Below are 25,756 nucleotides of genomic sequence, written 5' to 3' on the forward strand. Positions count from 1 at the left end.
GAGTTTTTGTGGATTATCAAATCATTACCCAAGTAAAAGACCTTGAGCGAGTTTGCCAACAAGCACGTGAAGCCGATGTTGTTATGCTTGATACAGAGTTCGTTCGTACAAGAACCTATTACCCTCAATTAGGCTTAATTCAGTTATTTGATGGTGAAACGCTGTCACTGATTGATCCTATTGCTCTTGATGAAATGACACCGTTTGTTGGGCTGTTGAAAGACACGTCAGTACTGAAAGTGTTACATGCGTGTGGCGAAGATCTAGAAGTGTTCCAGAACGCATTTGGTTGTACGCCAACGCCAATGGTTGATACGCAGATCATGGCAGCCTTCTTAGGTCATGGTCTTTCAACTGGCTTTGCAGCTCTCGTTTCAGAGTTTGTAGGCGTTGACCTAGATAAGAGTGAATCTCGCACCGACTGGCTAGCGCGTCCGCTTTCTCAAAAGCAACTCGACTACGCAGCAGCAGATGTTCACTACTTGATGCCAATGTACAACAAGCTTCTAGAAAAAGTGATGGAAGCGGGCTGGTGGGAAGCGGCGCAGCAAGAGTCTGATTTACAAGTAGCTAAGCGCATCCGTAAAGCAAACCCAGACAATGCTTATCTTGATATTAAAGGCGCGTGGCAGCTAAAACCTCAACAGCTAGCTATTTTAAGACCGCTAGCAACTTGGCGTTTAAAAGAAGCGATTAAGCGTGATTTAGCATTGAACTTTGTCTTTAAAGAACAAGACCTATGGGCAGTGGCTCGATTCGCAATGAAAGATCCTAAGCATATGGAGCAGGAAGGGTTTGATTACCGTTCTGTACGTCGCCATGGTGCGAAGATCAGCTCAATCGTGAAATTAGCTGAGCATACGCCAGAAGAAGAGTACCCAGCGCCAGTAGAACGTCTAATGGACTACCCAGGTTACAAGCAACTCTTCAAAGTGCTGAAAGATGAAGTGAAAACTGCATCACAACACAGTGGTTTAGCGACTGAGTTTTTGGCATCGAAGAAGCAACTTAACCAAGTGTTAAGCTGGATTTGGAAGTACGATCGTAACCCAGAGAAGCTGCCTGATGTAATGCAAGGTTGGCGCTTAGACGTGGTTGGCGAGAAGTTAAACAAAGCAATTAAGTAACTGTATATCTATATCTGCAGTAAGCAACGAATGCTTTAGAGATAAAAGTTTCAGACACAAAAAAGAGAGCCTAGGCTCTCTTTTTTATTGAATATTGATAAGCACAGCTCAGGCTCTAGTTATCGATCTTCTTCTGGAAGCTTAACGTTCAGCTCTAATACGGAGATGTCGTCATCTTTGTGTTCGAAAGTCAGATCAACCATTGATGGATCGACTTCCACATACTTCGCAATACACTTCAAGATGTCTTCTTTCAGTTGCGGTAAGTATGATGGTGCAGGGTCGTCATGGCTGCGTCGCTCGGCAACAATGATCTGCAAACGCTCTTTGGCTAGGTTTGCGGTTGTCTTTTTCTGTGGTCTAAAAAACTCTAATAATGACATTGCGTATTAGCCCCCGAACAGTCTTTTGAAGATGCCTTTCTTCTGTTCCGTTAAGAAACGGAAGTCCACTTGGCTACCCAGTAGTCGCTCTACAGTATCATTGTAAGCCATACCTGCGTCGGTTGCTTCGTCAAAGATAACTGGTACACCCTTGTTCGATGCGTTCAGTACTGCCTGGCTCTCTGGAATCACGCCCAGTAGAGAGATGTGCAGGATTTCTTCAACGTCTTCCACACTGAGCATCTCACCTTGAGTTACGCGTGCTGGATTGTAGCGAGTCAGTAGAAGGTGCGTTTTCACTGGCTCTAAGCCGTCTTCTGAACGACGAGATTTAGAGTCAAGAATACCTAGAATACGGTCTGAGTCGCGTACAGAAGAGACTTCAGGGTTAGTCGTCACAATCGCTTCATCAGCGAAATACAACGCCATCAGAGCGCCTTGCTCGATACCCGCAGGAGAATCACAGATGATGAAATCAAAGCCCATTTCATCCAATTCATCAAACACACGACGAACGCCATCTTTTGTTAGTGCGTCTTTATCACGAGTTTGAGAAGCAGGAAGAATGAACAGGTTCTCTGTACGCTTGTCTTTGATCATCGCTTGGTTCAGCGTCGCTTCACCATTGATAACATTAACGAAGTCGTACACAACACGACGCTCACAACCCATGATTAAATCTAGGTTACGCAGACCAATATCAAAGTCGATGACTGCGGTTTTCTTCCCTTTTAAAGCCAGACCCGAGGCAATAGCTGCACTGGAGGTCGTTTTGCCTACCCCGCCTTTACCCGACGTTACAACGATAATGCGTGCCATTCTGTTTTCCTTTTATTTCTCTTATATTGCGAGGACATCAACGTGTAATACATCGTTTGCCATACTGAACATGGTTTTCTTCTGCCAGTACTCGCTTTCAATTTGATCGCTGAGCCAGTAATTTCCTGCAATGGAAACCAGCTCGGCTTGTAAATCATTACAAATTATTTTTGCTTCAGTTTGACCACTTGCACCTGCAATTGCACGACCGCGTAGCGTGCCATGAATATGGATGCTGCCATCGGCAATGACTTCTGCGCCCGCGCTTACGTGGCTAAGAATCAGCAAATCACCGTCTTTGGCATACACTTGCTGACCAGAACGTATCGGGGTTCTCACCACCTTTATCGGGGCCATCTTCGCCGGAGCTTGAGAAGGAGATTTACTTGCTGTCATCACGGCAAAACCTGCATCTCTGGCTAGGTTTTGCATGCGTTTATCTGAACAGCCAGCCACACCAACCGGGATCATGCCCGCTTGAGATATACCATTTTTCAGTTGCACGAAATCTATATCGCCCGCGACTTTGCTAATGTTGATAACAACAGGCGCAGCTGCGAAAAAAGTGGGTGCCTGGTCTACCTTCTCTTGAAGAAAAGACACTGCATTTTCGACTTGATCATCGGATAAGTGCAAAACAGATAGCGTGAAACTGCTACCTTTTAGATCTGGGTTACTAGACATCGAAAAACTACAGGACCTCAATAGCGGATTGGTACAATTTCTTTATCAATAAAATAAAGGGCATTGCCTGAAACTAGGTTTATCATGTTATATTCCCAAACCAAGCACAGCAAGTAATCTTGTTGTCAAATGAACGTTTTGTTCCCAATATTTCCCTAACATAAACTATTGATCTCGCAAGTGAGAGTTTTGTAGTCATAAACATTTAAAAAAGGTTTGTCATGCTGTGTTCTATATATAAAAGTTCAAAGAAAGAAGGAACATACCTTTATATCCCTAAGAAGGATGATTTTTCACAAGTTCCTGACGCATTGATGCAAATGTTTGGTAAACCTAGTTTTGTAATGGTAATTAAAATGGACGGTCGTAAACTGGCTCAAGTGAACATCGATAAAGTGAGAGAATCACTGAACACCGATGGTTTCTTTTTGCAGGTTCCGCCACCACCAGTTAACGAACTTGAGCTTCATAAAGAGCGTAAAGCTCAAAAAAAAGGTCAAGACGAAGAGTGATAGCCACCTCAATTCAAGGAGGAGTGATCGTTGAGTAAATTTTCGAAAACCATATTGGCTGTGTCGGCATTACTATTGGGTAATAGCCTGACCATTGGCTCAGTTCAAGCTGAAGAGCTTAGCTTTGAGCAATATGTAGAAAAACTAAAGCAACAAGGTCGTGAAGAAGGTATTTCTGAAGCGATCATTGATGAAGCTTTTGATGGTGTGACGTTTAAGCCAAGAGCGGTAAAAGCCGACAAAAACCAACCTGAAAAGAAACTGACTCTGGATGAATACATTCCACGTGCGGTTCCTGACTGGAAAGTGAAGCAGGCGAGATCACTCTATAAGAAACACTACACAGCGTTAAAGCGTATTGGTGATGAATATGGTGTTCAACCAAGATTCATTGTCGCTCTATGGGGTGTAGAGAGTAATTTTGGTAAGTTCACGGGGAATTACAGTGTTATTGATGCTCTAACAACCATGGCTTATGAAGGTCGCAGAGAAGCCTTCTTCCGTAGCGAAGCGATGGCGGCATTGAAGATTCTTGATCAAGGCCATATTGCACCAAAAGAGATGAAAGGCTCTTGGGCTGGCGCGATGGGGCAACCTCAGTTTATGCCAAGCTCATTCTTAGCTTACGCCGCTGATGGCAGTGGTGATGGCAAGAAAGATATTTGGGGTACCGAAGAAGACGTGTTTGCTTCGGCGGCGAATTATCTCAGCCAATCGGGTTGGGATGACAAATATACTTGGGGGCGTCAGGTTCACGTTCCATCAACCGTGTCTATTGAGATGCAAGGTCGAGACGAAGACAAAGCGAAATACCTAAAAGAGTGGTCTGAACTCGGTATTAAGCGTTATGACGATCGCCCACTGCCTACACTTGATGAAGACATCAAAGCTTGGTTGATAATGCCGGACGATGAAACGGGTCGTTCGTACCTCATTTACAACAACTACAATGTGTTAATGAAGTGGAATCGTTCTTACTACTTTGCTTTGGCTGTCAGCCACCTAGCAGACAGAATTAAGTTTGATTAATTGACCTAATTTGATTAATAGACTTAATCTGATTAATAGAACTAGGTCGCTTTGAATAGCATTTAGCCTACTATAGGCAGAACAGATTAAAGGACTCTTCGGAGTCCTTTTTATTTTATATTTCAGAGAGTTAAGAAGGTGATTTTGTGCTAACAGATAGAGCCGCACAGATGGTGATATTCCATGCGTTAATCAAGCATGAAGGCTTTACCAGTGCAGCAAAAAGCTTGAATGTGTCGGTATCTCACATCAGTAAACAAATTGCTTTGCTCGAGGATTCGATAGGTATCAAGTTAGTGCAAAGAACCACACGCAGCCTTACGTTAACTGAAGCTGGAGAAGTGTTCTATCAGCATTGTGAGCAGCTGTTCAATACGGTGAAAGCGGCTCAAATGGACATGGATAGCCAGCGTGACGACATTTCTGGAATATTTCGTATAGGTTTGTCTCAGTCATTTGGCACACTGCATATCATTCCAGCGATTGACCAGCTTAGACAGCTTTACCCTCAGCTGAGAATTGAAGTGCATTTGTTCGATTACAAAGTGGACATGATTGAGGAGCGTTTGGATCTCTGGATCACTAACAATGAAGACTTGCCTGAAGGTTACATTGCGCAGCGCCTAGCCGACAGCCAGTTTGTGGTAGCCGCATCACCGGATTATCTGATTAAGGCAGGGACTCCACACGTGCCATCTGATCTGATTGACCATAACTGCCTCATCTACCGCAGCCGTGAACGTGATTACACGTCATGGGCATTTGATAACGGCCAAGAAAATCTCAGTGTTAAAGTGGCGGGCGATTATTCGGTGGATTTGGCTGAAGCGGTACGAGACGCGGCAGTATCAGGCTGGGGCGTTGCTTACCTAGCGACTTACTTGGTCAAAGAAGAGTTTAGAACGGGCAAGCTCATCCAAGTTTTACCGGAATGGCGAGCAAGTCAGCTGATGCCATTTTATGCCGTGTATCCGAGCCGAAAGAACATGCCGAAGAAGCTTTCAGCAGTGATTGAGTTCATCAAAGATCATATCGGATCGCCGACTTATTGGGACAAAAACCTCAAAACTTGCGTTGAACTGCACCGCTAACTGTTTCCCAATCTATAAATATAATTTCCATATGGAAAAAGTTTGTTTTTTAATCAAAGTTAATTATTAAAATTCAATGACTTAGTGAAAGATACTATTAAAGAGTGATTCAACCAACATCACATTAACAACCTTAGCTTGCCGCAAACGATTTCCTCTATAGAATGCGTCGCCTTTCCTACCTACAACTTTTAGGTTGACGCACATGGCTTCCCTACTTGGAATTATCACTATTTTAGTAACCGCTTGGTTACTATCTACGGACAGAAAAAATATCCCGCTAAGAACAGTCTCTTTGGCTTTCTTACTGCAAATCTCATTCGCCCTACTGGTTCTGTATGTGCCAATGGGTAAAGAAGTGCTGAATGCAGCCACTGGTGCAGTGTCTAGTTTGATCAACTACGGTCAAGAGGGGATTAACTTCCTATTTGGTGGCCTAACGAATAACGGATTTGTATTCGCTATTAACGTTCTAGGCATCATTATCTTTTTCTCTGCATTGATTTCAGGTTTGTATCACATCGGCTTTATGCCAAAGGTGATCAACCTAATCGGTGGGGCTTTGCAAAAGTTCTTAGGTACAGGTCGTGCGGAATCACTGTCTGCAACTGCGAATATTTTTGTTGGCATGATCGAAGCGCCATTGGTGGTTAAACCTTACTTGAAGCACATGACGGATTCACAGCTGTTTGCTGTGATGGTGTGTGGTTTAGCTTCTGTTGCTGGTGGTACGTTAGTGGGTTATGCATCGCTTGGTGTTGATTTGAACTACCTGATCGCTGCAGCGTTTATGTCGGCACCTGCTGGTCTATTGATGGCCAAGATTTTGGTACCTGGTAGCGCAGATGAGGCTCAAGAAAATATTGAGTCTGACGTTGAAATTCCACGAGCAACAAACGTAGTCGAGGCAATGGCAGATGGGGCTATGTCTGGACTTCGTATTGCCGTTGCAGTGGGTGCGACACTCCTTGCCTTTATCAGTGTGATTGCCATGCTGAATGGCTTGTTAGGTATTGTTGGTGGCTGGTTTGGCGTAAACTTAAGCTTCGAACTTATCCTAGGTTATGTGTTCGCACCCGTTGCATGGCTGATCGGTGTGCCATGGTCTGAGGCTGTGGTTGCAGGCTCGCTGATCGGTAACAAGATCGTTGTGAACGAGTTTGTGGCTTTCATCCAGTTAATGGACGTAAAAGACGCACTGAGTGAGCACTCAAAAGCGATCGTTACTTTCGCGCTATGTGGTTTTGCAAACATCTCTACGATGGCAATTCTGATTGGCGGTTTGGGCAGCTTGGTTCCAGAGCGTCGTTCTTTCATCTCACAATACGGCTTTAAAGCAATTTGTGCGGGTGTGCTTGCCAACCTAATGAGCGCAGCGATTGCGGGCGTGGTGCTTTCTCTATAAGTAATCATTGGTGACTTATAAGCACTTTCTAACTGGGCCATAACCACCCAGTTAGCTCATCATGGCTTTGCTCTCCCTATAGTAAAGTGACTGATTAACCACAATAATATTCGCTTAGTATGATAAAGAGAGCCTATAGTGTAAGAACGTAGGCTTTCTTATTTCAGTGAATAAGTTTGTACCACAGGGTGTGGTACAAATGTTTAGGGGCACAAATGGATTTGTCGATCACTTCTTCTTTGGCGTTAATTGGACTCTTGTCTTTGGCTTGCCAGCTACTTGGTTGGCGTTTGCGTCTTCCCGCTATTCTTCCTTTGCTTATCGTTGGCCTGCTATTAGGTCCCGGTCTAAATATCCTTAATCCTGATGCCATTTTTGGTGATGTACTGTTCCCGTTGATTTCATTAGGGGTCGCCATCATTCTGTTTGAAGGTGCATTGACTCTTAATTTCAAAGAAATCAGAGGCCATGGCCGCATGGTGACTCACTTAGTGAGTTTCGGCATGTTGATTACATGGGCGTGCATCGTGGTGGGGGCTTATTATTTTGTCGATTTCAGTTGGCCATTGGCGGCGCTGTTTGCTGCATTAGTCGTGGTGACTGGCCCAACGGTGATTGTTCCCATGCTGCGCAGCATTCAACCCAAATCTTCGTTAGGCAGTATCTTGCGCTGGGAAGGGATAGTGATTGACCCGATTGGCGCTCTGTTTGCCGTTCTCGTTTACGAATACATTGTTTCTTCAGCCGATCCTACCAGTCATGTACTGTCGGCCTTGGGGCTGACTCTAACCATCGGTTTAGGCTTAGGGATCATCGGTGGCTATTTGATTGCCAAGATGCTGCAAGGGCATTGGGTTCCGCACTATTTGCGTAACATGGCGGTCCTGACATTAATGCTGGCAGCGTTCTCTTTTTCAAATGATCTGAGTGAAGAGTCCGGTTTATTAACCGTGACCATCATGGGTATCTGGCTCGCCAATGTGAAAGGCTTGGATCTCGAAGACATTATTGAATTCAAAGAAACCCTGACTGTGTTACTCATTTCTGCGTTGTTTATTCTGTTAGCGAGCAGGCTTGATTCTGGGACTTTCCTCTCGATAGGTTGGGGCGGTATTGGCTTATTAGCGGTCGTCATGCTGGTGGCTCGTCCTCTGAGTGTGTGGATCAGCGGGATCGGCACGGATCTTACTTCAGCAGATAAATGGTTTTTGAGCTGGATGGCACCTCGCGGGATCGTTGCTGCTGCAGTCTCTTCTCTATTTGCAATCAAGCTTCAAGAGAAGCAATTAATCGAAGGGGCTGACCTACTGGTGCCAATGGTGTTCTTGGTCATCATAGGCACGGTTGTGATTCAGAGCCTAACCGCGAGTTGGTGGGCTAGAAGGCTGGGTGTGACGCAAGAGAAAGCGCAAGGGGTTATCTTCTTTGGCGCGACTCATTTTTCACGTCAGTTTGCCAAAGTGCTGGCGACACACAACATCAACAGTGTGCTTGCTGATACCAACTGGGAGAGTATTCGCTTAGCGCGCATGGACAACTTGAATGTCTATTTCGGTAATCCAGCTTCGAGCCATGCTGAAAATAATCTGGAATTGGACGGAATAGGGCGCGCGATGATTGTATCGCCTTATCGTCAAACCAACCCACTAGTCAGTATGCACTATCAAGATGAGTTTGGTGAGAATAAGGTGTTTGAACTTGAATCCTCAGAAAATAAACATGAAAGGCATCAGGTGAGCCGTGATGGCAATAGAAGCCTGTTTTCAGAAGGGGTTACCTATTCCAAACTTAACTCCTTGATGGCTCAAGGCAGCCAAATTAAGAGCACGGGTTTGACCGAAGCGTTTGACCTTAATGAGTTTAATGCTCTGTACCCTAAAGCGATTCCACTTGGGGTGATTAATGACGGTGATTTCCGCTTAGTGACACAAGGTTCTGATTTGGAAAAACTCATATCAACGGAGTGTCAGGTCATTAGTTTATTGCCGCCTTCGGAAGAAATTGAAGGTATCGATACTCCAGATAAGTAGCGAGTCGCACTGTCTTAAAAGCGAGTATCTTTGTATCACAAACGAATAGCTCAGTATCAAAAAAGCCGCAACGTTTTCACGCTGCGGCTTTTTAATTCTATTTTAGTAACAATCAATTCATGTCAGCGGTATTGCTACCGAGACTGTCGTTTACGGGCTATTTCGAGTGAAATTGCTCACAAGCGATCATAGTATTTTCGATTAGGCTTGCCACTGTCATTGGACCAACACCACCCGGAACTGGTGTGATGAAGCTTGCGCTCTCTTTAGCCACATCGTATTCAACGTCGCCAACGAGCTTGCCAGATTCCAAACGGTTGATACCAACATCGACCACAACAGCACCTTTCTTAATCCAAGCACCAGGAATGAAGTTAGGCTTACCAACGGCAACCACAACAACGTCTGCTTGACGTACGTGGCCTTCAAGGTCTTTGGTGAAGCGGTGGCATGTTGTTGTCGTACAACCTGCTAGAAGCAGTTCTAGAGTCATTGGGCGACCAACAATGTTTGATGCGCCGACAACAACCGCGTGCTTGCCGCGTAAATCGATGTTGTAACGGTCAAGCAGGGTGATGATGCCTTTAGGCGTACAAGAGCGCAGCTTAGGCATGCGCTGAGCCAAACGGCCTACGTTGTATGGGTGGAAGCCATCAACGTCTTTTTCAGGTGTGATACGCTCAAGAACGTGAGTAGTATCGATACCAGCAGGTAAAGGCAGTTGAACTAGAATGCCATCAATCTCTGGGTCTTCGTTGAGTTGATCGACTAGCGTTAGCAATTCATGTTCGGTGGCAGTTGCTGGTAAATCAAAAGATTTCGAGACGAAACCAACTTCTTCACACGCTTTGCGTTTACTGCCAACGTAAACCTGAGATGCCGGGTCTTCACCCACTAAAACAACCGCTAGGCCCGGGGCACGTAATCCAGCTTGAGTACGAGCTTTTACACGTGCCGCTACTTCAGAGCGAACCGTTTGAGAAATTAGCTTTCCATCAATATTTTGAGCAGTCATGAATTTCCTTAGTATTGATATTCAAGTTAGTGGCTGATGTTTTGGCGCATTATTCCAGAAAATCTTTTTGATTACCATCAGGCAAACGTTTGCTTTGTTCTATTTTCCAACACTTATAATCTTATTGCCCTTTTTTTACTCACTTGGATCAGAATGTTAGATAAAGCCGTTGCTTTACTGATTCGAATTCGTATAATCCTTTCCTGTAGCGCGCCCTTAGCTCAGCTGGATAGAGCACCTCCCTTCTAAGGAGGTGGTCGAAGGTTCGAATCCTTCAGGGCGTACCACTATTTAAGAAACCCGATAACTCGCTGAGTTGTCGGGTTTTTTGCATTTCAGAGATCCCTCTTTCTTATCGAACTACGATACATTAATCCCAGAAGTATTTTTACTATCAATATATTTGTGGTTAATTTATCTCTGGTAATTGCGAATTGTATCAATTCATTTCTAGGCTATGTAAGTAGGTTGGTATTGTATTATATAAGATGAGTAGCAATTGTTACTGGCACTAGAAATGAATTCAGACCTCAGTAGTACCCAAGTTTTTTATCGCATGATTGATATGGATCCGAAAGAGTGGCAGTCAAGACTCTCGGAGCTAAGCCATGTTTCACCGCAAATGGCTCGAAGAGTTTCCGATTTACTTCTGTCATATGAACAACAGTGTTTGACTCAATTGTTAGATATCCATTTATCCTCTTCGGTGCCTGCGTTTCAATCATTTGAAAACGAAATAGTTGATGATCGTTACCTTATTGGACATGAACTAGGTAAAGGTGGCTTCGGGATGGTTTATTTTGCTTCACGGCGTGACCATTTGTTTGAGCATAACTACGCAGTTAAGTTTTTTAACGCCGAAGCGTTTAATATTTTAGGCAAAGACAAACTTTTCAACGAAGCTCAAATCATGGCAAACCTCAATCATTCCAATATTACGAAGGTTTATGACGCAGGTCTTCATAAAGGAGTTGCTTATATAGTAATGGAGTACGTTGATGGCTGTTTACTCGATGAGTATCTGTCTACTAATTCACTTTCTTATGACCAAAAGCTTACGTTATTTCGAGATATTTGCCTTGCTATTGAGTATGCGCATGAGTTGAAAGTTCTACATGCTGACCTAAAACCTGAAAATATACTCATAAATGCTCATGGAGAACCTAAGGTTATTGATTTCAATCTTACTCAAACTCTTAGTTGTTCGCCTGATAACTCACTCAACTCCATTAAAGCGGTAAGTCGAATTTATGCTAGTCCAGAACAACTCACAGGTGAAAGTTTGGACGAAAGGTCTGACGTGTTCTCTTTAGGGCGGATCCTACAGAAGATGTTTCCAGATAAAATAGCGTCTAGAGATTTAATTCGAGTACATCAACATGCGACTAACGTAAACCGTTCTCGTCGATATCAAAGTGTTCGTGCTTTAGCAAATGATATCGAAAATGTAAGGCGTTGTTATCCATTAAATTATCGTAACAATAATAACGTTCATAAAGTGATTAAGTTTATTCAACGTTATCCTACCACCTCCGTGTATTTTTCTTTCTTTCTTACGATATTGACCGCATTTTTAGTGGCTTTCTCTATAGAGACACACAATCTTAGTGATCAAAAATTGCAACTTGATTCGGTTATATATGATGTCACATCAATGGCTTACCCATCAAGCCATACCTTACTTGATTGGGATGAAATTATTCACTCTCGAAATCTGAATATCGTTGACCTAGACGTTTACGTTGAAGACGTTAATTCAAATGATCGTGACGGTTTAGTAGTTCCTTAAAACCACAGCCCTAAACGGTGGTGATTGTTGCTTGAGGCTATGGCCTCGAGAAGTGCTCATGTTAGAAGTAATCTCTTATTCATCACAAGTAAGAGGAAACAACCACATGGGCGATTACAGAAATTCATCATATGTCTATTGGCGTTGCAAATACCATATAGTTTTGACCCAAAGTACAGATATAAGATTTTGAAAGATAAGGGTGGAAAGGAGCTTTATCGTTCAATCCATATCTTGTGCAATGTGAAAGACTGCGAGGTTTTAGAGTTAAATGTTCAACCAGATCATGTTCATCTTTCTGTCATTGTTTCTCCCAAGTTATCAGTCTTGAGTTTGTTAGGAGTTTTAAAGGGTCGAATAGCAATTAGACTTTTCAATAAATCCCCACATAAACGTAAGAAACTGTGGGGAAATTACTTTTGGGCTAGAGGTATTTTGCAGATACGGTTGGTGTGAATGAAGAAGTCATTCGGCGATATGTACGACATCAAGATAAACAGGACATAGAGTATGAACAACAACTGCAGTTATTGAAGAATTGATAGCGTGGACGCCCCCTTCTTGGGGGTTATAAAGCAAAACCGGCTTCTAAGAAGGCGGATATTTTTTGGATGAGGAATTATTCGATTCTTGGATTGCCACAGAAGACATGAACCTATTGGTTTACTTGTTGTGACTTCCCATTTAATTGTTTTAAAAGGTTAAATTGTGTCGACCATAAAAAAAATTCAGGAGCACAAGGGGCTTACTACTCTTATTTACCAATGGCAACATGGTTGCAAGCAGTCTGAAGCTGAATTGTATCGTTTTGCTTACTATCGGCTTAAAGAGTTAGCTCAATTACGACGTTATAAATGTGCAGAGGTATTTAATGAGCCTTTGATAGATACGAGCTCTACGACGACATTGACTCATGAGGCTTACTTGAAGATTGGCTCCGTTGGGAAGGGTGAGATAGAAGGGACGCGAGATTTTTTTTTGATGTCCGTTAAAGCTATGCAGCATATTCTCATTAATGACTCTTGGGCGTTGAAGGCTGATAAAAGAAAAAAGGGCAATTTAATGCGCATAGAAAATGCAATTTCGATTGAATACCTGCCCCTTGATAAACGCATTGAGTTAGAGAAGTCATTGATGGATTTTACGGAACGCTATCCACGACAATCTAATGTGCTGAAATTAAAATATTACATTGGCCTAAAGCATCAAGAGATCTGTGAACTATTAGATTGTAGCCACAGCCTGATTGAGAAAGATCTCAAATTTGCTAAGAGCTGGCTCCACAATAAATTGGCGGCTTAACTTTGCATAATTGGAAAAATTTAGAAATTATTTTACGAGTTTTCCATTATCCCCTGTGCCTTGCAAGTTCAAAGTAAACCTCTAAAAATAATGATGTTTTAATTATCACAGCCTACTGAGGTTGGCTGTATGAAGACTCATTGAATAGGTTTAATAAGGAATAATAATGAATAAGCAAGGCTTGCTCGCAGCGTCAATTGCAATGGCTCTGGTTGGGTGTGGTTCAGACAGCGATTCGTCGAGCAACCCAACGGCGTTTTCTATCACTGCTATTGATGGTTATTTAGTGAATGCTAATATTTCGGTAGACAGTACTCAAGATGGCGTGTGTAACTTATCTCAAGGCAAGACTGACGATAAAGGCCAAGCAAGCTTGAGCTTGGAGTATCGTAACGCAGTGGTATGTGTTGATGCGGTCGCTGGGCAAACTGTAGATAGTAACCGAGGCTTGGTTCAGCACGACTTTACTCTGGCAAATTCGGGCAGTGGTACAATCATCAACCCAATGACTAATATGGTGAACAAGCTTCTAGCCGAAGACTCTGAGTTAACGGTAGCTGTGGCCGAAGAGCAAGTGGTTGTCGCGATCACGGGTGATGCGGGCCTAGAGGTGTCACAAGCACTGATCTTTGGTGACTACATTGCAGATACCACGGAGCAGGCTGAGGCTCTAAACCTGATCGGTGAAGTGCTGGTGGATAATTCTGACAAAGATATCGAAACCAAGCTGAAACTGACTCAAGCAATGGCGGAAGCGACTCAAGAAATCATTGATGCTGGCGACCCGCTCGATGACTACTCGCCAATTATTGATATTCCAGAAGGTGGTGGAGACATCATCGTGACTCCAAATACGCGTCCGAAAGTCGTTGGTAGCACTGACCCTGTTGAGTTAACACTAGGTGAAGCATGGTCCCCATACAATGTTAGCGACAAATTCCTAGACTCCGAAGGCGATGAAATGACCTTCTCGATGGGAGCCATAGGAACAACTGGAAGTAATGGTCTGCAAGTTGATTCTTCAACGGGCATTATTAGTGGGGAGCCTGAAGGGGCTGGTGACTTTACTTACCATATTTTTGCGACCGATGAGCACGATGCGCGTTCATACCCACTGACCTTTGAAGTGACGGTTTTAACTGACAACCAACTTCCTGTGGTTGACGAGAACGAGCTTGCAAACCTGCAGTTGACAATGAATACGTGGTTAATCACAGAAGGCGAGTCGCTAACCGATACACTGGATGTAAGTGCACTATTCATAGATCAAGATGGTGACGCCTTAAACTACGAAGTGGAAACGACGCTATCAACGGCTGCACGCACGGGCTTTAACGGTCTAGTAAGCGAGCAGGGCGTAGTGAGCTTCTCTGGTTTGCTTCCACGCCCTGCTGCGGCAGGTGACGAAACACTGACAGTTTTAGTCAATGATGGCGTCAACAGTGAGTGGGTTGCGGCAACTCTGAGCTTCCCTGTTATCGAAGAAGCACCACTACCACCAGTGGATGGCCATCCATTAGAAGACAATACATGGTACTTCCTTGAGCGAGGCTCAAATGGAACGAAATACGCTCAAGTATGGTGTGACACAGTGCGTTTTGAAGATGGTGATATCTTCTACAATGACCGTGACTTGAGTAATAAGACGGAATGTACGACAGAGGCGACTTTGAAAGTCGGTACGTACGCTATTGAAGGTGACACGCTGGTGGGTTCATTTGTCGATGACGAAGAAACGATGACCATGGCTTATGATATCACTAATGATTACGATACCAACCTAGTTTCACAAGGTGCGTTGACTATGCTCTGGACTGAGGAAGGTAAATCAAGTCGTTATATTGGATTTAGCAACAAGGCTGATGCAGAAAAACGAATCCAAGTGAAATCAAGTCACGGCCCTGAGTTGCGAGATGCATACCTATATTGGCCTGGTGAACAAGACCACCAATACGATCTTATCTCTACGTCACTACAGATGAGTACAGCAGAACTTTCAACTGGTAATTCACACGACTATATTAAGGTCTGGATGAATGGTATTAGCTGTGATGGATTGTTGAATTCGCACAATGGCGATGCGGCTATTTTTGAAAGGTTCACTGTGACGTCTGAAGCCATTTCCGCAAGCAACGGTTATACTTTACACCCACAATTTTGTGACGATGTCTTTGAAGATGATACACCGAATGCGGTGCTTTCATTCTTGTTTGGGTTAGATAATAGCTACTCACTTGAATTAGATGAAAACTACAGCATCATTGGCAAAATCAGTGATGAGTGGAGTCAGTACATTACCGATGTGAACTTTAATATGGTGTGGGATGGTTCATCGAACGACGATTAATTTGAACGCTTGAGTTAGTCGCATATTGAATGCCAAGTGAATCAAAGGTAATGAAAGAAGGAAGCCTAGTGATGGGCTTCCTTTTTTATTTTTCGATAAACTGACAATTGTTCGTTTTTTGGGGTTTACATCATTTAGTAATAAAGCCACTATGAATTCACGAAGAATAGACAAGTAAAGCTATTAGCTGGTTGGTTTAGGAATCAAACCTTCTGAGTGATGGCTGATTTAGAGGAAGTAATGGCAGGAAACAGTATCGGACAACATTTCCGCGTGACCACGTTCGGAGAAAGTCACGGTATCGCACTAGGATGTATCGTAGATGGGTGCCCACCAGGATTAGAAATTACCGAAGCAGACCTTCAAAGAGATTTGGATCGTCGTCGCCCTGGTACTTCTCGCTATACAACGGCTCGCCGTGAAGCGGATGAAGTGAAAATCTTATCAGGTGTATTTGAAGGCCAAACTACGGGCACTTCTATTGGTCTATTGATTGAAAATACAGACCAACGCTCTAAAGACTATTCCGAAATTAAAGACAAATTCCGTCCTGGTCATGCTGACTATACCTACCATCAAAAGTACGGTGTACGTGATTACCGTGGCGGCGGTCGCTCTTCAGCTCGTGAAACTGCAATGCGTGTTGCGGCAGGTGCAATTGCGAAGAAATACCTGAAACAAGAATTTGGTGTTGAAATCCAAGCATACCTTTCTCAAATGGGTGATATCTCAATTGATAAAGTGGATTGGAATGAGATCGAAAACAACGCGTTTTTCTGCCCAGATGCCGACAAAGTGCCTGAGTTTGACCAACTGATTCGTGACCTGCTAAAAGAAGGCAACTCGATCGGTGCGAAGATTCAAGTGGTTGCGACTAAAGTGCCTGTAGGCCTTGGTGAGCCAATCTTTGATCGTTTAGATGCTGATATTGCTCACGCTCTAATGAGCATTAATGCGGTGAAAGGTGTTGAGATTGGTGATGGCTTTGATGTCGTAAATCAACGCGGTAGTGAACACCGTGATCCATTAACTCCAGAAGGCTTCAGCAGCAACCATGCTGGCGGTATCTTAGGCGGTATTTCTACTGGCCAAGATATTGTGGCGAGCATTGCGCTTAAACCAACATCAAGCATTACTGTTCCTGGTGACACGATCACTAAAGACGGTGAAGCAACGCAGTTAATCACTAAAGGTCGTCACGATCCATGTGTAGGTATTCGTGCAGTGCCTATCGCAGAAGCGATGTTAGCGATTGTATTGCTTGATCATTTGCTACGTCATCGTGGTCAAAACTTTGGTGTGACAACAGAAACGCCAAAAATCTAGTTCTGCTTCGTTTTATTCAGAACAGATTTGAAACTGATTTGATAGAAACAAAAAAGGGTTGCTTCGTAATGAAGCAACCCTTTTTATATTCTGCGTCATTGAGAATATCTAATGTACAGAGCTTTCCGGATCAAGCTGGAACGAAGGCAAGCGCCATTTGAATCGTACGGCCGCCATACGCAGCAAGTAACCAACCACAAGCGTAACAATCGTTGCGGTTACGTCGTTAATGCCAAGCTCAAGCAAACCTAGGTATAAACCTGAAGCGACAAGGGCGACAGATGCATACAGCTCTTCATGCAGAACCAATGGTGTTTGACGGCAGATAAGATCGCGCAACAGGCCACCGAACACGCCAGTTACCAAGGCAGACACCATACAGATCATTGGGTGCAGACCCATGGTCATCGCGACTTTAGTGCCAATGATACTGAACACGATAAGACCTAGAGCATCTAAACGAATGAACAAGCCTTTTAGCTTGATTACCCATTTAGCCAGTCCTGTTGTGATAACACCCGCGATACAGGTGATCGCCAGATATTGTGGGTTTTCAACCCAACCTAAAGGGTAATGGCCGAGTAAGATATCTCGTACTGTACCGCCGCCAATTGCCGTTGCACTTGCAACCAACATTACACCAAACCAATCCATTTTTTGTTTGCCAGCGCTGAGAGCGCCGGTCATGGCTTCTGCCGTGATGCCAATGATATACAAAACACTTAGTAGCATTGCTGTAGCTCTATAATTTAGGTCTATAAATTGGAGTCTTATAGGCCATAGGGATATAAAAATGAAGCGCGAGTGTAGTAGTAAAAACGCTGATTGACGAATGAATATTTGTACCGTGAATAGGCATTTCAGATTAGCTAAACTAATCATTCACCTCAAAATGGTGTAATCTGGGATCAGCAATCGATTGTCATCGTAAAGTATTATGATGAACCTAATGTCATTGCCAGTGATAGGGCTTTACCGAGCGCTTAAAAAAACGCAAAATGCCCCAGTTCTTTTTATTTAAATTTGATCTTATGACGCACCAATACCCAGATATCATCGACATTTTCAATCAAACCTTTTTCGAGAGCTTCAATACCAAGCTAGAACTGGGAGCGGACGAGCCTATTTACCAGCCAGCCGATGGGGAGGTTTCTCATCACCGTATCGTATTTGCTCGCGGCTTTTACGCGTCAGCACTTCACGAGATAGCACACTGGTGTGTGGCTGGTCCTGAGCGTCGTTTATTGGAAGATTTTGGTTACTGGTATGAGCCTGATGGCCGAACTGAGTCGGTTCAAGCTGAGTTTGAAAAAGTAGAAATTCGCCCACAAGCGTATGAATGGATCATTGCGACCAGTGCAGGCTTTCCTTTTAATGTCAGCTGTGACAATCTACACGGCGATTTTGAGCCAGATCGTTTGGCCTTTATGAATAAAGTACACAGCGAAGTCATGGGTATCTTTGAAGCTGGCCTTCCGCCTCGCGTGAAAATGCTCTCTGAAGCATTACGCAGTTTCTATGATGTTGCACCTTTATGTACTAGCCAATTTATTGTGAAATAAGAGAATATTATGATTATCGAATTTGAAGAAAAACTACTTGAAGTAATTGATGCTCGCATTGAAAACGCATCAGACGATGAACTGTTTGCTGGTGGTTACTTACGTGGTCATATTTCTCTTTCAGTGGCTTCATGTGAAGAAGACGGCATTGAAGACGTAGCAGAAGTTAAATTACGTATTGAGAAGAGCCTAGAAGACGCGCGTTCTGAACTAACGCCAGCAGACCGCACGATCGTTAATGACCTTTGGGTTGAGCTGCAAAACCAAGCGTAACTTTAGTCGTTTAGCATTATTCGTCTACCGTAATTCGCTCATTACTCTTCCTCCTCATTTTTGAGCGAACCAATAATTTGAGACTCATTCGAAATTTTTGAATGAGTCCGTTCATTTCTTGTGATGGTTCCATTTTCTGACTACGTTATTCTAATCCCACTTAACGGAATTACAGAAAAGGTCACATCATGAAAGTTATCGCATTTGGCGCAAGCACAAGCTCTACCTCTATCAATAAAGCACTAGCAACTTACGCAGCAAACTTGATTGAAGGTGCAGAAGTAAAAGTCCTAAACATCACCGATTACAACGTGCCTATGTTCAGTGAAGACACTGAAAAAGAGATTGGCCAAGCGGAAGGCGCTCAAGCATTTTTACGTGACCTAGCTGAAGCCGATGCATTCGTTATCTCGTTTGCTGAGCACAACGGTCACTATCCTGCAGCGTACAAAAACCTATTTGACTGGACGACACGCATTGAGCGTTCAGTATTTGGCGAGAAGCCTGCGGTTTACTTAGCGACCTCACCAGGCCCAGGTGGTGCACAGACGGTACTTGGCGCAGCAACAGGTTCAGCACCATTTTTTGGCGGTAACGTTAAAGCGTCACTTTCAGTACCAAGCTTCTACGATAACTTTGATTTTGAGTCGGGTTCAATTAGCAACGAAGAGATTGCCGCTCAAATTAAAGACGCGATTGCTAAGCTGTAAAAGCGGAAAGTAAAGCGAATAGCTGAAAAATAACGAACTGCTCTAGAATAAAAAGCAGCGACGTAGATAAGATTAGAAAAACAGAGCCCGAGCATTGAGAGATGCTCGGGCTTTTTGTTTGGGTCGTCCCAATACTTATTTGAATATTTAGACCTAGTCTAGAATCGACTATTCCGCACTGGATTGTTTTGTTGAAACCCAACCTTCTGTTAACGCTTTGCCTTTACGTAATCTTCTAATCCACATTCGACTTGGATGAATGGCTTCGAGCACATCAACCGGAAGAGGTAGAGGATCGCCACAAATTTGTGAGGCTAAGACTTCTGCTAAAAGAGGGGTCGAGCTCAAACCACGCGAACCTAAACCAATAAAACAGAACAAGTTCGGATAGCTGGTAACAGGTTCGATACTGTCGATAGCATCACGCTGCGGATTAAAGTTGTGCAGATTCTGATATTGCTCTTTGATGGATTCAAAATCACCAACATTACCGACGAATGGTAGGTGATCTCGACTCACGCTGCGGATGCCTTGGCGCGCTAAGTTACCGCTGGTATCGACATCTTTTGTCCATGCTTGGTCTGGTAGCGACCCATGCAGGCGCTCGCCATTATGTTGCTGAACCTCAATATCAAACTCTTGGTCGATATTGGTTTTATCGTAATTCGCGCCAATACAGTGGTGACCATTATTTGGGTTTTGTGGCGTCAGGTAGCCATCAAAACACAACACGGTTTTTAGCTTGCTGAGATTTTCTGTGGTTGGAATGTGGCTTACTTGGCCTTTAACTGGCGTTAGTGGTACTGGCTGAGTTTGTTCAAATTGGGTGAACTTGTGTCCATTCGCGACAACTACTTGGTCGTGCTTGGTTTTAATCTCACCTTGAGGTGTCTCAATCGTCAGCAACCATTGTTGCTCTGCTTCTAACCATTCAAGTTGCGTAACTTGGTGTTGATAGTGTGCGCTCACTTGGTTTGTGTCTTCTAACTTACCAATCAAACCTTGAGTAAGCTGAAGAGGGCTTAGCCAACCACCCAGAGGAAAGTAAACACTCTCTTTATCGACCGGTAAGCCAATTTTTTCGTTGGCTTGGTCTGGCGATAAACGCTGAATCAGGTCGGTGTGGAAGTTGCCTTCCAACATGCGGTTGAGTTTTTTAGTGGAGCCTTGATCCCACATCAAGATGTTCACGCCACACCAGCTGTGATCAAATTGAACAGACTGAGCTGCTTGATTAATAAATTGACGAGCAAACAGTAACCCTGGGCCAAACACGCGAGACACGTTCGATGTCGCTTCACTCAATAACGGGTAAATCGCACCTTGGTTGTTGCCCGAGGCATTACCCGCAGCTTGTTGGTGTTCACAATAAAGGGTGATGTTTTTACCACGACGGCTTAAGGTTTTTGCAAGTGCAGCACTGGCTACACCACCACCAATAATAGCTATGTCTTGTGAATCATTGTGTTGAGCGAGGCCATACCAAGGTTTGATATTGGTGTGAGCGTGCTTTTCTCCAAGTCGGCCTGCAATCATTTCTCGCTTAGTACCAAAGCCTTTGACTTTTTTCATCGCAAAGCCAGCTTCGATTAAACCACGGCGAACAAAACCCGCGGCGGTGAAAGTGGCGCAGCTACAATCTTGTTTTGCCAGTTTGGCCATGCCGTTGAATAGGTTTTGATTCCACATTTCTGGGTTCTTACTTGGCGCAAAGCCATCTAAGAACCAAGCGTCAACCAAACCTTCATGCGGGGTCGGCACGTTTGGCATACAATCTTTAATATCACCAAACCACAAATCAAGCGTGATCGCACCATCACCGAGCACAATACGGTGACATTCAGGCAGGGCGATAGGGTAGTGTTCTTGGAGTTGTGTCGCATACTCCGCTAATTCTGGCCACGATTGGTGCGCTTTGATGAGATCCTCTTTATTGAGAGGATATTTTTCAAAACTGATGAAATGTAACTCTTTGGTCATCGCTTGTGGGTTATCTTTAATAAAAGCATCGAACCATTGCCAGACTGCGAGAAAGTTCAAACCTGTACCAAAACCGGTTTCAGCAATCACAAAACGGCGTTGTTGATGTTCAACCCAACGCTCTGGAAGGTGGTTTTGTTTTAAAAAGACGTAGCGAGTTTCTTCTAAACCGTTAACATTAGAGAAGTAAACGTCGTCAAATTGGTCTGAAACTGGCGTGCCAGACTCATTCCATTCCAGCTCTGCATTAGTAATTGAAGTCATAAAATCTATCATTTTGTGATTTGAAGCGATATGTTGGTAGGGATTGTACGAATTTCTAGGAAAGCTGACCACTTTTGTTAGGCTTCTTAGTTATCATCTAGCTGAATTTAGAATTATAGGAATGTCACATGAAACGAGTCGTAATCACCGGTATGGGTATTGTTTCAAGTATCGGTAACAACGTCGAAGAAGTTTTAGCATCACTGAAAGAGGGTAAATCTGGTATTACCGCTTCAGAGCAGTTCAAGGAAAATGGCTTGCGCTCTCAAGTTTGGGGTAACCTAAAAATGAACCCTGCTGACCATATCGATCGCAAAAAAATGCGCTTTATGGGTGATGCAGCGGCATTCGCTTATCTTTCAATGGAGCAAGCAATTGCTGATTCTGGTTTAACTGAAGATCAAGTATCTAATGACCGCACGGGTATCGTAGCGGGTTCAGGTGGTGCTTCATCTCTAAACCAAGTTAACGCTGTAGACATCATCCGTGAAAAAGGCGTTAAGCGCGTTGGTCCATACATGGTGCCACGTACAATGGCTTCTACGGTTTCTGCTTGTCTTGCTACACCATTCAAAATCCGTGGCGTGAACTACTCTATGAGTTCTGCATGTGCGACATCTGCACACTGTATTGGTCACGCAATGGAGCTTATCCAACTGGGTAAACAAGACGTTGTATTCGCTGGTGGCGGTGAAGAACTGGATTGGTCTCTGACTATGATGTTCGACGCAATGGGCGCACTTTCTACTAAGTACAACGACACTCCAGAATTGGCTTCTCGTACCTACGATGCTGACCGTGACGGTTTCGTTATCTCTGGTGGCGGCGGCATGCTAGTTATTGAAGAGCTTGAGCACGCTGTTGCTCGTGGCGCAAAAATCTACGGCGAGATCGTGGGTTACGGCGCAACTTCAGATGGTTACGACATGGTTGCTCCTTCTGGTGAAGGCGCGGTTCGTTGTATGAAGATGGCAATGCAAAACGTTGATGGTGTTGACTACGTGAACACTCACGGTACTTCAACTCCTGTTGGTGACGTTAAAGAACTTGGTGCAATCCAAGAAGTCTTTGGCGGCAACAGCCCAGCAATCTCAGCAACTAAAGCGATGACAGGTCACGCTCTAGGTGCGGCTGGTGTACACGAAGCAATTTACTCAACGCTAATGCTTGATAACGGCTTCATCGCACCAAGCATTAACGTTGCAAACCTAGACGAAGCGGGCGCAGGCCTAGACATCGTAACGGAAGCTCGTGAACAAGAGCTAACAACGGTTATGTCTAACAGCTTTGGTTTCGGCGGTACGAACGCAACGCTAGTAATCAAAAAATACCAAGGCTAATTGAAGCTAAGGTTAAATTAATAAAGGTTAATCGTTAATGGGTGACGTGAGTGCAGACTCAAAACGCATAGGTTGCCCACTAACTATGACCAACAGAACAAAGCTTTTTAAATGTAGGTTTTATACGTGTTTTTTTGAACATGACTTTTTAAATCTGGGTTTAGAAATTAAAAGGTTTCCAGAGCTTGACCAGTAGTGACTTTGGTTAGTACTGGTTGAACAGACGCAAGACTCTGTCTCCTGGAGAGCGAGATAGGATCCTTTTGTTCTGGATGTTTGCCCGATTGTTTATTCAATCGGGCATTTTTCGTTTCTGGGCTACACAATCTTCAGTGTTGATTCGGTTTTGGGATATGGTGTGATAAATGCCAACGTAGCCCTTTATATATAATGTATTCCATTTGCTACTCGACACCGAGTGTGGAATTTTGCACAATCATTTCAATTCACATTTAGGTCGATAGACCCCAACTAAAGTACTCGCCAAATGAAAATCTTAATCGACGAAAATATGCCTTATGCTGAAGCGCTATTTAGCCAGCTAGGGGAAGTGACAATGAAGTCTGGTCGCACATTAACGGCTGACGACCTAGTTGACGTAGACGCATTGATGATTCGCTCTGTCACCAAGGTGAATGAGTCATTGATTAGCAAAGCCAATAAGCTGAAGTTTGTCGGCACTGCGACGGCAGGTATGGACCATGTCGACCAAGCATTGATGAAAGAGCGTGGCATTTTCTTTACTGCAGCGCCTGGCTGTAACAAGGTGGGTGTCGCTGAGTATGCCTTCAGCGCAATGATGGTACTTGCGCAGCAACAAGGCTTCTCTGTATTCGATAAAACGGTCGGTATTATCGGTTGTGGTCAGGTAGGTAGCTACTTAGCGAAGTGCCTTGAAGGTATTGGTATCAAAGTTTTGCTGAACGATCCTCTAAAACAACAAGAGGGTGATACTCGTGAGTTTACTGAATTAGAGACACTGCTTGAGCAATCGGACGTGATCACTATGCATACGCCAATTACTAAAACGGGTGAGTTCCCAACACATCACTTGATCAATGAGCAAGTGCTGAACAACTTACGTGCTGATCAAATTTTGATTAATGCAGCTCGTGGCCCAGTTGTTGATAACCAAGCGTTAAAAGCTCGCTTGCAAAAAGCCGATGGTTTTACTGCCGTTCTTGATGTATTTGAGTTTGAGCCTGAAGTCGATTTTGAGCTACTTCCACTGCTTGCTTTTGCAACTCCTCACGTAGCGGGCTACGGTTTAGAGGGTAAAGCACGTGGTACCACGATGATCTTCAACAGTTATTGTGAGTTTTTAGGTACTGAACAGCGTGCTTATGCAAGCGATCTTCTGCCGACAGCCCCAGTGCCTCAAATGAAATTAGATAGAGCTTGGGATGAAGCAACACTGCACAATTTGACTCAGTTGATCTATGATGTGCGCAAAGACGACGCCTTATTCCGTCGCAATATCTCTACGCCAGGTTCTTTTGACAAGATGCGTAAAGAATATTGGGACCGTAGAGAGTACAGTGCAGTCGAGTTAACGGGCGATGAATCTTGTAATTTAACGCCGTTATCTAAACTCGGTTTTATGGTAAAGCCAACTTTATAAAAGAGAGAAACAATGAGCCAAGAATTTAATATTGCTATTTTAGGTGCGACTGGTGCGGTTGGTGAAACCATTCTTGAAGTACTTAAAGAGCGTAAATTCCCTGTCGGTGAAATGCACTTACTAGCAAGTGAACGTAGTGAAGGCAAAACTTCCCGTTTTAACGGCAAAACAATACAAGTACAAAACGTAGAAGACTTCGATTGGTCTCAAGTACATATTGCGTTTTTCTCTGCAGGTAGCGAGCTTTCAGAACGTTGGGCTCCAATCGCCGCTGACGAAGGTGTGGTTGTTATCGATAACACATCACGTTTCCGTTATGAATACGATGTTCCTCTGGTTGTGCCAGAAGTGAACCCTGAAGCGATTGCTGAGTTCCGTAACCGCAACATCATCGCGAACCCTAACTGTTCTACTATTCAGATGGTAGTAGCACTTAAACCTATTCACGATGAAGTAGGTCTTGAGCGTATTAACGTTTCTACTTACCAATCTGTGTCTGGTGCAGGTAAGCCGGGTATCGATGAGCTAGCAGGCCAAACCGCTAAGCTTCTTAATGGCATGCCAGCTGACAAGTCAGCATTCTCTCAGCAGATCGCGTTCAACTGTATTCCTCAGATTGATGAATTTACAGAGAACGGCTACACACGTGAAGAAATGAAGATGGTTTGGGAAACTCAGAAAATCTTTGCTGATTCGTCAATCACGGTGAACCCGACTTGTGTTCGTGTTCCTGTGTTCTACGGTCACGCTGAATCTCTACACGTTGAAACTCGCGCGCCAATCGGTGCAGAGCAAGTTATTCAGCTTCTAGAGAACACGGAAGGTGTTGAAGTATTTCAAGCTTTAGACTTCCCAACTCAAGTTCGTGATGCGGGTGGTAAGGACCACGTAATGGTTGGTCGTATTCGTAGCGACATCAGCCATCACAGCGGCGTGAACATGTGGGTAGTAGCTGATAACGTTCGTAAAGGCGCAGCGACAAACGCAGTTCAAATCGCTGAAGTTCTGATTCGCGATTACTTCTAAGCTTCATTGCTTTGATTATCAAGCCTCACTCTTTAGTGGGGCTTTTTTAATCGATTGAAAATATTGTTAGTCAAATTGTGTGAAATTGCTGCGAATATTGTTGCTGCAACACATTTTTTGT

22 protein-coding genes, 1 tRNA gene and 1 pseudogene are annotated in these 25,756 nt (G+C 43.9%); 18 read left to right on the forward strand and 6 right to left on the reverse strand.

The window, feature by feature from the left end:
• Positions 1–8: 8 nt before the first annotated feature.
• Entirely contained in the window at positions 9–1,127 is a 1,119-nt protein-coding gene (rnd, locus tag NX845_RS08455; protein ID WP_032500282.1) for a ribonuclease D, read from the forward strand.
• A gap of 119 nt (positions 1,128–1,246) precedes the next feature.
• On the opposite strand, the gene minE is transcribed toward rnd, so the two are convergent.
• Genes minE through minC form a run of 3 tightly spaced genes read right to left on the reverse strand, consistent with a single transcriptional unit; the run spans position 1,247 to position 3,013 of the window.
• Positions 1,247–1,510 carry a cell division topological specificity factor MinE gene (minE, locus tag NX845_RS08460; RefSeq protein WP_010436847.1) on the reverse strand — a complete coding sequence of 88 codons (264 nt, stop codon included), beginning with the start codon at positions 1,508–1,510 and terminating at the stop codon, positions 1,247–1,249.
• A gap of 6 nt (positions 1,511–1,516) precedes the next feature.
• Positions 1,517–2,329 carry a septum site-determining protein MinD gene (gene minD / locus NX845_RS08465; protein ID WP_009848498.1) on the reverse strand — a complete coding sequence of 271 codons (813 nt, stop codon included), beginning with the start codon at positions 2,327–2,329 and terminating at the stop codon, positions 1,517–1,519.
• 21 nt (positions 2,330–2,350) lie between these two features.
• Complete coding sequence (minC, locus tag NX845_RS08470; protein WP_017084080.1) at positions 2,351–3,013, reverse strand: septum site-determining protein MinC; 663 nt, start codon at positions 3,011–3,013, stop codon at positions 2,351–2,353.
• A 221-nt stretch (positions 3,014–3,234) separates the two neighbouring features.
• On the opposite strand from minC, the gene NX845_RS08475 reads away from it, so the two are divergent.
• From NX845_RS08475 to NX845_RS08495, 5 genes are all read left to right on the forward strand, one after another.
• Positions 3,235–3,525, forward strand: a complete 291-nt coding sequence (locus NX845_RS08475; RefSeq protein WP_017084079.1) for a YcgL domain-containing protein — start codon at positions 3,235–3,237, stop codon at positions 3,523–3,525.
• Positions 3,526–3,555: 30 nt separating this feature from the next.
• Entirely contained in the window at positions 3,556–4,554 is a 999-nt protein-coding gene (locus NX845_RS08480; RefSeq protein WP_017079489.1) for a lytic transglycosylase domain-containing protein, read from the forward strand.
• Positions 4,555–4,724: 170 nt separating this feature from the next.
• The gene (locus NX845_RS08485; RefSeq protein ID WP_004734177.1) at positions 4,725–5,645 is read left to right on the forward strand and encodes a LysR family transcriptional regulator; all 921 of its coding nucleotides are present in this window, start codon (positions 4,725–4,727) and stop codon (positions 5,643–5,645) included.
• Between the two features lie 205 nt (positions 5,646–5,850).
• On the forward strand, positions 5,851–7,050 hold the full coding sequence (locus tag NX845_RS08490; protein WP_004734178.1) for a NupC/NupG family nucleoside CNT transporter: 1,200 nt from the start codon (positions 5,851–5,853) through the stop codon (positions 7,048–7,050).
• Between the two features lie 215 nt (positions 7,051–7,265).
• The gene (locus NX845_RS08495) at positions 7,266–9,080 is read left to right on the forward strand and encodes a sodium:proton antiporter (RefSeq protein ID WP_260256761.1); all 1,815 of its coding nucleotides are present in this window, start codon (positions 7,266–7,268) and stop codon (positions 9,078–9,080) included.
• Positions 9,081–9,237: 157 nt separating this feature from the next.
• Here NX845_RS08495 and folD read toward each other — a convergent pair whose 3' ends face one another.
• A complete protein-coding gene (gene folD / locus NX845_RS08500) occupies positions 9,238–10,095 on the reverse strand; it encodes a bifunctional methylenetetrahydrofolate dehydrogenase/methenyltetrahydrofolate cyclohydrolase FolD (protein ID WP_004734180.1) in 858 nt (285 codons plus the stop codon).
• 210 nt (positions 10,096–10,305) lie between these two features.
• On the opposite strand from folD, the gene NX845_RS08505 reads away from it, so the two are divergent.
• From NX845_RS08505 to aroC, 6 genes and pseudogenes are all read left to right on the forward strand, one after another.
• Positions 10,306–10,382, forward strand: a tRNA-Arg gene (locus NX845_RS08505).
• Positions 10,383–10,612: 230 nt separating this feature from the next.
• Positions 10,613–11,884, forward strand: coding sequence for a serine/threonine-protein kinase (locus tag NX845_RS08510; RefSeq protein WP_069595456.1), 1,272 nt, complete (start codon positions 10,613–10,615; stop codon positions 11,882–11,884).
• A 106-nt stretch (positions 11,885–11,990) separates the two neighbouring features.
• Positions 11,991–12,426, forward strand: a pseudogene (gene tnpA, locus NX845_RS08515) (IS200/IS605 family transposase).
• Positions 12,427–12,592: 166 nt separating this feature from the next.
• A complete protein-coding gene (locus tag NX845_RS08520) occupies positions 12,593–13,186 on the forward strand; it encodes an ECF-type sigma factor (RefSeq protein ID WP_017095020.1) in 594 nt (197 codons plus the stop codon).
• Positions 13,187–13,352: 166 nt separating this feature from the next.
• Positions 13,353–15,533 (forward strand): Ig domain-containing protein, encoded by a 2,181-nt coding sequence (locus NX845_RS08525; protein WP_017095021.1) that lies wholly within the window; start codon positions 13,353–13,355, stop codon positions 15,531–15,533.
• A gap of 240 nt (positions 15,534–15,773) precedes the next feature.
• Positions 15,774–16,859 carry a chorismate synthase gene (aroC, locus tag NX845_RS08530; RefSeq protein WP_004734182.1) on the forward strand — a complete coding sequence of 362 codons (1,086 nt, stop codon included), beginning with the start codon at positions 15,774–15,776 and terminating at the stop codon, positions 16,857–16,859.
• A 108-nt stretch (positions 16,860–16,967) separates the two neighbouring features.
• Here aroC and NX845_RS08535 read toward each other — a convergent pair whose 3' ends face one another.
• Positions 16,968–17,591: a trimeric intracellular cation channel family protein gene (locus tag NX845_RS08535; protein WP_004734183.1), complete on the reverse strand. Its 624-nt coding sequence runs from the start codon at positions 17,589–17,591 to the stop codon at positions 16,968–16,970.
• Between the two features lie 299 nt (positions 17,592–17,890).
• Here NX845_RS08535 and NX845_RS08540 point away from each other — a divergent pair, with 299 nt between their 5' ends.
• The 3 genes from NX845_RS08540 to NX845_RS08550 all read left to right on the forward strand — a co-directional run bounded on the left by NX845_RS08540 (position 17,891) and on the right by NX845_RS08550 (position 19,404).
• The gene (locus NX845_RS08540) at positions 17,891–18,421 is read left to right on the forward strand and encodes an elongation factor P hydroxylase (protein WP_065606275.1); all 531 of its coding nucleotides are present in this window, start codon (positions 17,891–17,893) and stop codon (positions 18,419–18,421) included.
• 9 nt (positions 18,422–18,430) lie between these two features.
• Entirely contained in the window at positions 18,431–18,694 is a 264-nt protein-coding gene (locus tag NX845_RS08545; protein WP_004734185.1) for a YfcL family protein, read from the forward strand.
• A 188-nt stretch (positions 18,695–18,882) separates the two neighbouring features.
• A complete protein-coding gene (locus NX845_RS08550) occupies positions 18,883–19,404 on the forward strand; it encodes an NADPH-dependent FMN reductase (RefSeq protein WP_017079496.1) in 522 nt (173 codons plus the stop codon).
• Positions 19,405–19,572: 168 nt separating this feature from the next.
• Here NX845_RS08550 and mnmC read toward each other — a convergent pair whose 3' ends face one another.
• Positions 19,573–21,720 carry a bifunctional tRNA (5-methylaminomethyl-2-thiouridine)(34)-methyltransferase MnmD/FAD-dependent 5-carboxymethylaminomethyl-2-thiouridine(34) oxidoreductase MnmC gene (gene mnmC, locus NX845_RS08555; protein WP_065681321.1) on the reverse strand — a complete coding sequence of 716 codons (2,148 nt, stop codon included), beginning with the start codon at positions 21,718–21,720 and terminating at the stop codon, positions 19,573–19,575.
• A gap of 56 nt (positions 21,721–21,776) precedes the next feature.
• On the opposite strand from mnmC, the gene fabB reads away from it, so the two are divergent.
• The 3 genes from fabB to NX845_RS08570 all read left to right on the forward strand — a co-directional run bounded on the left by fabB (position 21,777) and on the right by NX845_RS08570 (position 25,635).
• Entirely contained in the window at positions 21,777–22,988 is a 1,212-nt protein-coding gene (fabB, locus tag NX845_RS08560; RefSeq protein WP_010436883.1) for a beta-ketoacyl-ACP synthase I, read from the forward strand.
• A 487-nt stretch (positions 22,989–23,475) separates the two neighbouring features.
• Positions 23,476–24,609 carry a 4-phosphoerythronate dehydrogenase gene (locus tag NX845_RS08565; protein ID WP_054542235.1) on the forward strand — a complete coding sequence of 378 codons (1,134 nt, stop codon included), beginning with the start codon at positions 23,476–23,478 and terminating at the stop codon, positions 24,607–24,609.
• Positions 24,610–24,621: 12 nt separating this feature from the next.
• Positions 24,622–25,635, forward strand: coding sequence for an aspartate-semialdehyde dehydrogenase (locus NX845_RS08570; protein ID WP_004734159.1), 1,014 nt, complete (start codon positions 24,622–24,624; stop codon positions 25,633–25,635).
• The last annotated feature ends 121 nt before the right edge of the window (positions 25,636–25,756 follow it).

This window comes from Vibrio sp. NC2, from assembly GCF_025195005.1.
GTDB classification, from domain to species: domain Bacteria; phylum Pseudomonadota; class Gammaproteobacteria; order Enterobacterales; family Vibrionaceae; genus Vibrio; species Vibrio splendidus.